Source organism: Sphingomonas rustica (assembly GCF_039652585.1).
GTDB classification, from domain to species: Bacteria; Pseudomonadota; Alphaproteobacteria; order Sphingomonadales; family Sphingomonadaceae; genus Sphingomonas; species Sphingomonas rustica.
Genome location: NZ_JBDIZK010000001.1, coordinates 144,186 through 155,616 on the forward strand (window position 1 = coordinate 144,186; position 11,431 = coordinate 155,616).

An 11,431-nucleotide genomic window follows, 5' to 3' on the forward strand; every position below is an offset into this window, starting at 1 on the left:
ATGGGTCGGGGCATGCGGATCGGCTAGGAATTGCGCGCAGCCGCCAGGCGTATTATACCAGCAATACAGTTATTCGAGCATAGATGCCCAACAACGACGATCAGGACCGGCGATTTCCCCTGAGGCGCCCCGCGACGCCTCAGGAGACGCCGCGCGCGCGCCCGGTGCCGGCGCCGGCCATGCCGCGCGACCTGTGGCAGCCGGTGGGCGGCGTGCCGAATCCGTTGCCGGAGCCCGCACCCGCGCTCGCCCGCGGCCTGGCGATGCTGCAGGGCTGGCTGGGATCGCGACGGACTGCCCCGGCGGGCGGCGGCGGCGCCGTCCCTCCCGCGTCCCCGCCCGGCCCGCCACCGGTATCGCCCCCGCCCCTGCCCGACGACGAGACGGGCGACCCGCAGCGGCCGCGCCGCCGGATCAACTGGTGGCGCTGGACGATGCGCGCGCTGGGCGCGTTCATCATCCTGTTCATCCTGACGGTCGCCTGGCTTGCCTTCACCGCGCCGCTGTCCAAGTCGCTCGAGCCGCCGGCGCCGCCATCGATCACGCTGCTCGCCGCCGACGGCACGCCGATCGCGCGGCGCGGGGCGATCATCGGCGACCCCATAGACGCGACCAAGCTGCCGGCGCACGTCGCCGACGCCTTCATCGCGATCGAGGATCGCCGTTTCGCCAGCCATTGGGGAATCGATCCGCGCGGCATCCTGCGTGCGCTGGTGCATAACATCAGCAGCGACGGCGGATCGCAAGGCGGCAGCACGATCACCCAGCAGCTCGCCAAGAACGCCTTCCTGACCTCGAAGCGGACCGCGGGGCGCAAGTTCCAGGAAGTGCTGATCGCCTTCTGGCTGGAGGCCTGGCTGAGCAAGCAGGAGATCCTGTCGCGCTACCTCAGCTACGTCTATTTCGGCGACAATGTGTACGGGCTGCGTGCCGCCGCGCGCCATTATTTCAGCTGTGAGCCCGAGGAACTGACCGTCAGCCAGGCGTCGATGCTGGCCGGCCTGGTCCAGGCGCCGTCGCGGCTCGCCCCCACCGGCAACCTGGCCGGGGCGCGCGCCCGGCAGAAGCTGGTCGTCGGCGCGATGGTGGATGCCGGCATGCTGACCAAGGCCGAGGCAAGCCGGGTGCGTCCGGCGGTGCTGAAGCCGTACAAGGTCAAGCAGCTGCCCAATGGCGGCTATTTCGCCGACTGGGTCCTGCCTCAGGCACGCGACCGCGCCGGCGAGATCGCCACGCAGCAGACCGTCCGCACCACGCTGGAGACCAAGGCCCAGCGTGCCGCCGAGCGCGCGGTGAAGGCGGCGGGCCTGAAGAAGACCCAGATCGCGCTGGTCGCGATGCGTCCCGACGGGCGTGTCATCGCGATGGTCGGCGGCAACAGCTATTCGGGCAGCGCGTTCAACCGCGCGACGCAGGCGCGCCGCCAGCCGGGATCGACCTTCAAGCTGTTCGTCTATCTCGCCGCGCTGCGCGCCGGCATGACTCCCGACACGATGGTCGAGGACACGCCGCTGAAGATCGGCGACTGGTCCCCGGCGAACAGCGGCGGCCGGTATTCGGGGTCGATCACGCTGCAACAGGCATTCGCCAAGTCGAGCAACGTCGCGGCGGTCCGCATCGCGCAGCGCGTCGGCATCCCGAACGTGATCAAGGCCGCGCGCGACCTGGGCATCTCGACCCCGATCGCCGACGAGGCATCGATCGCGCTGGGCACCTCGACCGTCTCGCTGCTCGAACTGACCTCGGCCTATGCCTCGGTCGCCGAGGGAAGCTATCCGGTGCGGCCGCGCGGTCTCGCTGCCGAGGACGAGGACCAGGACTGGCTGGGACGCACGCTGAGCGGCCCGAGCGACTATCCCGACCGCACGCTGGGCGACATGCGCCAGCTGCTGTCGTCGGTCGTCACCTCGGGCACCGGGCGGGGCGCGGCGCTGTCGATCCCGGCGTTCGGCAAGTCGGGCACGTCGCAGGACGGCCGCGACGCCTTGTTCATCGGTTATTCGGGCGGGCTCGTGGTCGGGGTGTGGATCGGCAATGACGACAATTCGCCGATCCCCGGCCTGTCGGGCGGGGGCACCCCGGCGCGGGTGTGGCGTGACTTCATGACGCGCACGCTCGACATCCCCGCCGCCGCAGCGCCCGAGCCGGTGGTCGAGGAAGAGGCGACCGACAACGGCACGATCCTCGACGATATTCTCGACGCGATCGACCGGGGCGAGATCGAGACCCAGGTCGCCCCCGACGGGCGCGACGTGCCGCCGCCGCTGCCGCCCGAGGATCGCCGCCGCGAGGATGCGATGCCGACGCCGCGGGGCAGCTTCGACGATCGCGGTCCGCGGCGCTCGCAAGGCGACGACATACGTCCCGACGACCGCTTCTGACCGGCCGGCGCGACGCGCGGTTGACCTTGGACGACAGCGGCAGCAAGGGCGCGTCATGCGCTTCTTCTCCGACAACGCCGCCCCCGTCTCCCCCCAGGTGCTCGACGCGCTCGCGCAGGTGAACGTGCTCGACACCGCCTATGACGGCGACCGGTGGAGCAAGGAACTGGACGGACGCTTCTCCGACCTGTTCGGCACGCAGGTCCGCGCGCTGTGGGTCCCGACCGGCACCGCGGCGAACAGCCTGGCGCTGGCGGCGCTCTGCCCCTCCTATGGCGGCATCGTCTGCCACCGCGACGCCCATATTCAGGTCGACGAGGCCGGCGCGCCGGTGTTCTACACCAATGGCGCCACGCTGCTGCTCGGCGAGGGCGATGGCGCGAAGCTGACCCCCGATGCGATCCGCGTGGTGATCGATCCGATCCGCGCAGACGTGCACCAGATCCAGCCGCATGCGGTGTCGATCACCAATGCGACCGAATATGGCCTGGCCTATACGCCGGACGAGGTCGCGGCGATCGGTGCGGTGGCGAAGGACCGCAAGCTGGGCTTCCACATGGACGGCGCGCGCTTCGCCAATGCGGTCGCGCGTCTCGGCTGCGATCCGGCCGATGTGACGTGGCGCGCGGGCGTCGACGCGCTGAGCTTCGGCTTCGTCAAGAATGGCGGCATGAGCGCCGAGGCGCTGATCTTCTTCAAGCCCGAGCTGGCCGATGCGACGCTGGTGCGGCGCAAGCGCGCCGGGTTGCTGTTCTCCAAGGGCCGCTATCTCGCGGCGCAGATCCTGGCGATGCTCGACAATGACCTGTGGCTGACAAATGCGCGCGCGGCCAATGCGGGCGCACAGCTGCTGGCGCAGGCGGCAGGCGAACGGCTGGTCCATCCGGTCGAGGCGAACGAGGTGTTCCTCAAGGTGTCGGCGGCGGAAGCGGCCAGCCTTCGCGCGCTGGGATTCGACTTCTACGACTGGGGTGTGGGCGAGGCGCGGCTGGTGATCTCGTGGAACCAGCGCGCCGAGGACATCCGGCCGCTGGCAGACGCGATCGCAGCGCTGGCGTGAACGCGCCGCCGCCCAGCTCCTCGCGCCTGTCGGTGCTGATCCCCTTCGCGATCGTCACGCTGATCTGGGGGACGACGTGGATCGTGATCCGCGACCAGCTGGCGCATGTGCCGCCCAGCTGGTCGGTCAGCTATCGCTTCGCGCTGGCGGGCATCGTGATGCTCGGCTGGGCGAAGCTACGCGGCGAGAGCGTCAATCTCGGCGCGCGCGGCATGGCCTTCGCGCTTGCGCTGGGCGCGATGCAGTTCGTGTTCAATTTCAACTTCGTCTACCGCGCGGAGCAGCACATCACCTCGGGCGTGGTCGCGATCGTGTTCGCGCTGCTGCTGGTGCCCAATGCGATCCTGTCGCGCATCTTCCTGGGCCAGCGGATGGGCCGACAGCTGCTGATCGGGTCGGCGATCGCCATTGCCGGGGTCGCGCTGCTGTTCGTGCGCGAGGCGCGGCTGAGCCCGGTCGGGCCGGCCGAGGCGCTGACCGGGATCGCGCTGGCGCTGGCGGGCGTGATGTCGGCCTCGACCGCCAATGTGATGCAGGCAAGCGAAACCGCGAAACGCTATCCGATGGCGGCAATGATCGGCTGGGCGATGCTGCTGGGGGCGATGGTCGATGCCGGCTTCGCGCTGATTACCTCGGGCCCGCCGGTGTTCGACTGGCGGCCGAGCTATCTTGCCGGGCTGCTGTACCTCGCGGTGCTGGGATCGGCCTTGAGCTTCAGCCTGTATTTCCGGCTGATCCGCGAAATCGGCCCGGCCAAGGCGGCCTATACCAGCGTCGTGATCCCGGTGGTCGCGATGTTCTTCTCGACGATCTTCGAGAATTACCGCTGGTCGCTGCTGGCGGTGGCCGGCGCGGTGCTGGTGCTGGCCGGGCTGGTCGTGGCGCTGAGGGCGCGCAGGCCCAACCGATAGTCGGGGTAGCGCGGCCGCCAGCCGAGCAGCCGCTTCGCCTTGCCGTTCGCCACGCGGCGATTCTCGCGCCAGAAGCCTTGCGCCGCCGGGCTGAGCTCGGCCTGCTCGATCGGGACCAGCGGGGGCAGCGGGCGGCCGAGCAGCGCGCAGGCATAGCCGATCACCTCATGCTGCGGCGCGGGCAGGTCGTCGGCGAGATTATAGGCGCCGGCCGGTGCATCGAGCGCGGCGAGGACGCCGGAGACGATGTCGTCGACATGGACGCGGCTGAACTTCTGTCCCGGCTTCACCACCCGCTGCGCCGGGATCCGGTCGAGTGGCGAGCGGCCGGGACCGTAGATGCCGGGCAGGCGGAACACCCGCGCGCCGAGCGCCAGCCATTCGGCATCGGCGGCCGCACGCGCGGTGCGGCGGCCGGTCCCGGTCGGAGCGCTCTCGTCGACCCAGGCGCCCTGCACGTCGCCATAGACGCCGGTGGAGGACAGATAGCCGAGCCATGCGCGGCCGGCGGCCAGCGTGTCGCGATAGGCGTCGAGAACGGGGTCGGTCTCGCCTGGCGGGACCGAAGACAGGATATGGGTCGCGGCGGCAAGATCGGACTCGCGGCCGGCGAAGCTGTCGCGCGTGGTGCCCGTGACGCGCCAGCCCTGGGTGCGCAGCGCGTCGGCGAGACGGGTGGCGGTGTAGCCGGTGCGGCCGAAGAGGAAGAGGGTGCCGGGCATGGGGTGGGCTTCCGCTTGTCTGTACGATCGCCCTCTCCTCCCCCGGATGCTGCGCATCCGGGGGAGGGGGACCATGCGAAGCTTGGTGGTGGGGGTCCACAACAGCCGTGGTAGCCCCCTCCACCACGACGCTGCGCGTCGCGGTCCCCCTCCCCCGGAGCCGCAGGCTCCTGGGGAGGAGAGGAGTTGCCGCCCCTATTTCGCGCCGTAGCCGTCGAACAGGGTGCCGAAGAAGTCGCCCTTGTTCCAGCTCGGGCGCGCGTCGTCGTCGGCCAGGGCGCGGGCGACGGCGTAGTTGATGCGCACGAAACGGGCGGCCGAGGGCCAGTGGAACGGCAGGTCGATCTGGTCCGACGGCTTGTGGTAATTTTCCTCGAGGAACTTCTTCTGCGCGACCGCGCCCTCGCCGCCGGGACCGGTATCGACCGAGACCGCAGGGATGCCCGCCTTGACGAAGCTGTAATGATCGGAGCGGACGAAGAACATTTCCTCGGGCGTGGGATCGGGGACGACCGCCAGCCCCTCGGCCGCGGCTGCCTTCGCGACGGCCGGGCCGATGCTGGAGCGTTCGCCGCCCTGCACCACCAGGTCCTTCACGTCATAGGTCATGATCGGCATGTCGAGATTGATGTCGGCGACCAGGCTGTCCTTGGCCACGGTCGGATAATGGACGAAATAGTCCGACCCGATCAGCCCCTTTTCCTCGGCGGTCAGGGCGATGAACAACAGGCTGCGGCGCGGCGCCTTGCCCGATGCCTGGAAGCTGCGCGCGACCTGGAGGATCGAGGCGATGCCCAGCGCATTGTCCATCGCGCCGTTATAGATGCGGTCGCCATTGACCGCCTCGCCCACGCCGACATGGTCGAGATGGGCGGACAGCACGACATATTGCGCCTTCAGCGTCGGATCCGACCCTTCAAGCAGGCCGATCACGTTGCGGCTGGCGACGGTGCGCACATTGGTCTTGGTCGAGACCGCGGCAGTGCCGACCAGATTGCCGGTCGGCATCCGCCCGCCCGACGCCTCGGCCGCGAGCACGTCGGCGAACTTGATCTTCGATCCGGCGAACAGCTTTTCGGCGCCCGCCTGACTGACATAGGCGGCGACCGGCGCGCCGGGGGCGGTGTCGTGGGCCTTGCCGTCGGGACCGGCCCAGGTCGTGCGCTGATATTCCCAATAGGGAACGATCGCGTCGAACGGGAAATTCTTCCGATTCTCGCCCGATTCGAGGATCAGCACGGCGCGGGCGCCGCGGGCCTGGGCGATGCGGGCCTTCTGGTCGTCGTCGCTGAGATGCGCGGTGACTTCGGTGGGCAGGCCCTTGGGCACGCCCGGCATCATCACGACGATCTTTCCCTTCACGTCGAGCCCGCGATAATCGTCGCGCTTGCCCTCCGGATAGACGATCCCCCAGCCGACAAAGACCATGTTGCCGGTCACGCTGAACTCGGGCGAACTGGGCACCGGCGAGGGCAGATAGTCCTTGCCGTGCACGAGCGGTTCGGCCGCGGCGCCGCGGGTCAGGGTGAAGCTGCCCTTGCCGGTCGGGTTGAACGAGGCGAGGCTGACCGGCTGGAACCAGCTGCCGTTCGCGCCGCCCGGCTTCAGCCCGGCGGCCAGCATCTGCGCCGCGGCATATTCCGCCGCCACGTCGAAGTCGCGCGTTCCCGCCTCGCGCCCGCGCATCGCATCCGATGCGAGGAACTGGACATGCGCCTTGATCGCCGCCTGGTCGGGCGGAAGCGTCTGCGCCGCCGCGATCGGGGCGACGAGCAGCAGCGGCAGGGCAACCAGGGTACGCAGCATCGGGCGCCTTTCGCGGCACGCGGGCGACGGAAAGTCCGCCGCCCGCGCTGGGTTTCAAGCTCGTGGAGAACGAGGCGCGATCATTTTGCGCCGGGGCCCCCGAAAAGCGTACCGAAGAAGTCGCCCTTGTTCCAGACCGGCCGCTGATCGGCATCGGCGATCTCGCGCGCGATCGCATAGTTCACGTCGATGAAACGCACGCCCGACTCCCAGTCGATCGCCGGATCCTGGACGATCTCGTCCGAGGGTTGGTGATAGTTGGTCGCCAGGAACTTCTCGACCGCCGCCTTGCCCGGGCCCGCCGTGCCGGGCCACAGGAAGACCGAGGGAATGCCCTGCTGGACGAAGCGATAATGGTCGGAACGGACGAACAGCCCCTCGTCCGGCATCGGATCGGGCGAGATGGTGACGTTGATCCCCTTTGCCGCGCGATCGACGATCGGGCCGAGGGTCGAGCGCGGCGCGCCGAACACGATCACGTCGCTGAACTTGTAGGTGATGATCGGCATGTCGAGATTGACGTTGGCGACCAGCCGGTCCTTCGGGACGGTCGGGTTCCGGGCGAAATAGTCCGCGCCGACCAGGCCTTTTTCCTCGGCGGTGACCGCCAGGAACATGACCGTGCGGCGCGGCGCCTTGCCCGACGCCTTGAACCGCTTGGCCTCCTCGATCAGCGAGGCGATGCCGACGGCATTGTCCATCGCGCCGTTATAGATCGTGTCGCCCTTCGCATCCGCCTTGCCGACGCCGACATGGTCGAGATGCGCGGTCAGCACGACCACTTCGCTGCCGACGGACGGATCGCTGCCGGGGATGATGCCGGCGACATTGTAGCTGACCACCGGCTTCGTCTCGGTCTTCAGCGTGACGCTGAGCGTGCCGGGCAGGACCTCTGCCTTGTATTTCGGGTTTTCGCCTTCGGCGAGCTTCGCCACCTTTGCCCAGGGCGTGCGGGCGCCGGCGAACAGCTTCTCGGCGGCGACCATGCTGATGCTGCCCAGCTGTGGCGTGCCGGGCGCGGCGAAGAAGCCGGTGCCGTCGGGGCGCTGCCAGGTCATGCGGACGCGGTCATAGCCGGTCGCGCCGGCGGCGAAGGCGCGCGCCTTGGCCGCGGCGGGCGTTTCGATCGTGATGAAGCCGATCGCGCCATGTTCCTTCGCGATCACTGCCTTGGTCGAGGCACTGCCGAGATGCGCACGCTCCTCGCCCGGAAGGCTGGACGGGGCGCCGGAGAAGAAGGCGACGATCTTTCCCTTCGCATCGACGCCGCGATAATCGTCGCGACCCAGCGTCGGCGCGGTGATGCCGTAGCCGACGAACACCACCTGGCCGCTGACCTGCGTTTCGGCCTGGGTCGGATCTGCGGTCGGCAGATAGTCCTTGCCGAACTCCAGCGCGATCGGCGCGGCGCCCTTGCCCTTTGGCGTCAGGGTGAAGCTGCCCTTGTCCGCCGGCTTGAACGACAGCAGCGGCACGCGCTGGAGATAGCTGCCCTCGTCGCCGGCCGGGCGCAGGCCCGCAGCGTAGAATTGCGACGCGACATATTGCGCGGCGATGTCATATTCCGGGCTGCCGGCGTCGCGGCCTCGCAGCTGGTCCGACGCGAGGAACATGACATGCGCCTTCATCGCCGCCTGGTCGGCGGGAAGCTCGGCGTTGATATAGGCGTTCTTCTCGGCCGGGGTCGGCGCGGCGGCGGCGGTGGGCGCGGCCTGCTGCGCCGATGCGGGAAGGGCGAGCGCGACGAGCGTCAGCGGGGCGGCAAAGCGAAGGATCATCGAATTCCTCGAAAGACTTAAGCGTGGCGCAGCGGTAGCACGCGACCCGCCGCGCGCAAGCGCCGGAACAGGCCGGCGCGCAAAGCGCGGGGGAGCAGGATTGGGCTAGCGGCGTCGTGGCCCCGCCCTATATGCAGGACATCATGGCAGACATTCACAGTGCAGCCGAGGCGCCCCGGATCACGCGGCGCGAGGACTATCGCGAGCCCGACTGGCGCGTGCCCGAGATCGAACTGGACTTCCAGCTCGATCCCGCCGCGACCCGAGTGGTCGCCCGGCTGTGGGTCCAGCGCAGCAGCGAGCATGACCGGCCGCTGGTGCTGGACGGCGACGGGCTGACCGCATCGCGCGTGCGCGTCGACGGGGTCGAGGTGCCGGTCGAGATGGACGGGCCGAACCTGGTCGTGCGGCTTTCGGGCAGCGCGCATCTGGTCGAGACCGAAGTCGAGATCGCGCCCGAGCGCAACACCCAGCTCCAGGGGCTGTACGCGTCGAACGGGATGCTGTGCACCCAGTGCGAGGCCGAGGGCTTTCGCCGGATCACCTTCTTCCCCGACCGGCCCGACGTGTTGAGCCGCTACAAGGTGCGGATGACCGCGGACAAGGCGCGCTTCCCGGTGCTGCTGTCGAACGGCGATCCGGTCGGGTCGGGCGCGCTGGACGACGGGCGCCACTGGGCCGAATGGCACGACCCCTTCCCCAAGCCGAGCTATCTGTTCGCGCTGGTCGCGGGCGACCTGGTCGCCAACCGCTCGACCTTCACGACGATGAACGGGCGCGAGGTCCAGCTGGGCATCTGGGTGCGCGCGGGCGACCTGGAGCGGACGCACCATGCGCTGAACGCGCTCGAGACGTCGATGCGCTGGGACGAGCAGGTCTATGGCCGCGAGTATGACCTGGACGTGTTCAACATCGTCGCGGTCGACGACTTCAATTTCGGCGCGATGGAGAACAAGGGGCTGAACGTCTTCAACAGCCGCTACATCCTGGCCGACCCCGACATCGCGACTGACTATGACTATGACGCGATCGCCGCGGTGGTGGCGCATGAATATTTCCACAACTGGTCGGGCAACCGGATCACCTGCCGCGACTGGTTCCAGCTGAGCCTGAAGGAAGGCTTCACCGTCTTTCGCGACCAGGGATTCTCGGCCGATCAGGGCTCGGCCGCGGTCAAGCGGATCGAGGATGTCCGCGGGCTGCGCGCCAGCCAGTTCCCCGAGGATGCCGGCCCGCTGGCGCATCCCGTCCGCCCCGACAGCTATATCGAGATCTCGAACTTCTACACCGCGACGATCTACAACAAGGGCGCCGAGGTCATCCGGATGATGGCCACGATCCTGGGCCCGGAGAAGTTCCGCGCCGCGACCGACCTGTATTTCGAGCGGTTCGACGGCACCGCCGCGACGTGCGAGGATTTCGTGCGCTGCATGGAGGATGCGGGCGGGACCGACCTGACGCAGTTCCGTCGCTGGTACAGCCAGGCGGGCACGCCGCGCGTCACCGCCAGCCTGAAGCAGGAGGGCGGCCGCGCCCGGCTGACGCTCAGCCAGACGGTGCCGCCGACGCCGGGCCAGCCCGACAAGCAGCCGATGGTGCTGCCGCTGAAGCTGCGGCTGTTCGGGTCGGTGACCGGCCGGCCGCTGTGCGACGAGCAGCTGATCCAGCTGCGCGACCCGACCGCGGAGATCGTGTTCGAATCGATCCCCGAGCCGCCGGTGCTGTCGATCAACCGCGGCTTTTCCGCCCCGGTGGTCGTCGACACCAACCGCAGCGCGCGCGATCTGGCGTTCCTGTCGGCGCATGACGACGATCCGTTCGCCCGGTACGAGGCGATGCAGCAGCTGATGCTGGACACGCTGGTCGCGTCGGTGACCAGCGGCCGGCCGGACCATGACGCGGTGATCGACGCGGTGCGCAACACGCTGACCGATCCGGCGCTGGACCCGGCGTTCGTCGCCGAAGCGGTGCTGCTGCCCTCGGACAGCTTCATCGGCGACCAGATGGCGCTGGTCGATCCTGACGCGATCTTCGCCGCGCGCGAGGCGCTGCGCCGCGACCTGGGCCGCGAGCATGAGGCGCTGTGGCGTTCGGCCCATGAGGCGGTGCGCAACAACCGCTTCGAATATTCGCCTGCGGGCAAGGGCGCGCGGCGGATCAAGAACGTGTCGCTCGGCTATATCGCCGCCAGCGGCGCGCGCGATGCCGCCGACCTGGCGCTGGCGCAGTTCGAGGCGTCGGACAACATGACCGACCGCCAGGGCGCGCTGGGCGTGCTGGTGAGCTCGACCGCCACCGAGCAGCGCGCGACCGCGATCGATGCCTTCTACCGCCGCTATGCCGACAATGCGCTGGTGCTGGACAAGTGGTTCCAGACCCAGGCGCTGTCGAGCCGCGACGATACCGCTCAGGCGGTCGAGGCACTGGCCGCGCATCCGGCCTTCACGCTGGCCAATCCGAACCGCGCGCGATCGCTGATCGGCGCGTTCGGCGTCAACCAGCGCGCCTTCCATGACGTGTCGGGGCGCGGCTATCGCTTCCTGGCGGACCAGCTGCTGGCGCTCGACAAGCTCAATCCGCAGACCGCGGCGAAGCTGTTGCCGCCGCTGGGCCGGTGGAAGCGCTTCGATGCGGGCCGCGCTGCCAAGATGCGCGCCGAGCTGGAGCGGATCGTGGCCACGCCCGGCCTGTCGAAGGACATGTTCGAACAGGCATCGAAGAGCCTCGACTGAACCCGGCGCAACGCGGAGCGGAGCCAAGCGCGCCGCTCCGC

General features: G+C 69.2%; 7 protein-coding genes. 4 read left to right on the forward strand and 3 right to left on the reverse strand.

The window, feature by feature from the left end; genetic code table 11:
* Positions 1–263: 263 nt before the first annotated feature.
* The 3 genes from TPR58_RS00665 to TPR58_RS00675 are packed head-to-tail and all read left to right on the forward strand — an operon-like array spanning position 264 to position 4,352.
* On the forward strand, positions 264–2,381 hold the full coding sequence (locus TPR58_RS00665; RefSeq protein ID WP_428835684.1) for a transglycosylase domain-containing protein: 2,118 nt from the start codon (positions 264–266) through the stop codon (positions 2,379–2,381).
* A 55-nt stretch (positions 2,382–2,436) separates the two neighbouring features.
* Complete coding sequence (locus TPR58_RS00670) at positions 2,437–3,441, forward strand: threonine aldolase family protein (protein WP_346244673.1); 1,005 nt, start codon at positions 2,437–2,439, stop codon at positions 3,439–3,441.
* Complete coding sequence (locus TPR58_RS00675) at positions 3,438–4,352, forward strand: DMT family transporter (protein WP_346244674.1); 915 nt, start codon at positions 3,438–3,440, stop codon at positions 4,350–4,352. The genes TPR58_RS00670 and TPR58_RS00675 overlap by 4 nt, the downstream gene beginning before the upstream one ends.
* On the opposite strand, the gene TPR58_RS00680 is transcribed toward TPR58_RS00675, so the two are convergent.
* The 3 genes from TPR58_RS00680 to TPR58_RS00690 all read right to left on the reverse strand — a co-directional run bounded on the left by TPR58_RS00680 (position 4,262) and on the right by TPR58_RS00690 (position 8,658).
* Positions 4,262–5,074, reverse strand: a complete 813-nt coding sequence (locus tag TPR58_RS00680) for a Rossmann-fold NAD(P)-binding domain-containing protein (RefSeq protein ID WP_346244675.1) — start codon at positions 5,072–5,074, stop codon at positions 4,262–4,264. The two genes, TPR58_RS00675 and TPR58_RS00680, sit on opposite strands and share 91 nt — an antisense overlap.
* A 195-nt stretch (positions 5,075–5,269) precedes the next feature.
* A complete protein-coding gene (locus TPR58_RS00685; protein WP_346244676.1) occupies positions 5,270–6,880 on the reverse strand; it encodes a M28 family metallopeptidase in 1,611 nt (536 codons plus the stop codon).
* A gap of 80 nt (positions 6,881–6,960) precedes the next feature.
* On the reverse strand, positions 6,961–8,658 hold the full coding sequence (locus TPR58_RS00690; RefSeq protein ID WP_346244677.1) for a M28 family metallopeptidase: 1,698 nt from the start codon (positions 8,656–8,658) through the stop codon (positions 6,961–6,963).
* Between the two features lie 143 nt (positions 8,659–8,801).
* Between TPR58_RS00690 and pepN the strand changes: the two genes are divergently transcribed.
* Positions 8,802–11,390 (forward strand): aminopeptidase N, encoded by a 2,589-nt coding sequence (gene pepN / locus TPR58_RS00695; protein WP_346244678.1) that lies wholly within the window; start codon positions 8,802–8,804, stop codon positions 11,388–11,390.
* Positions 11,391–11,431: the final 41 nt, after the last annotated feature.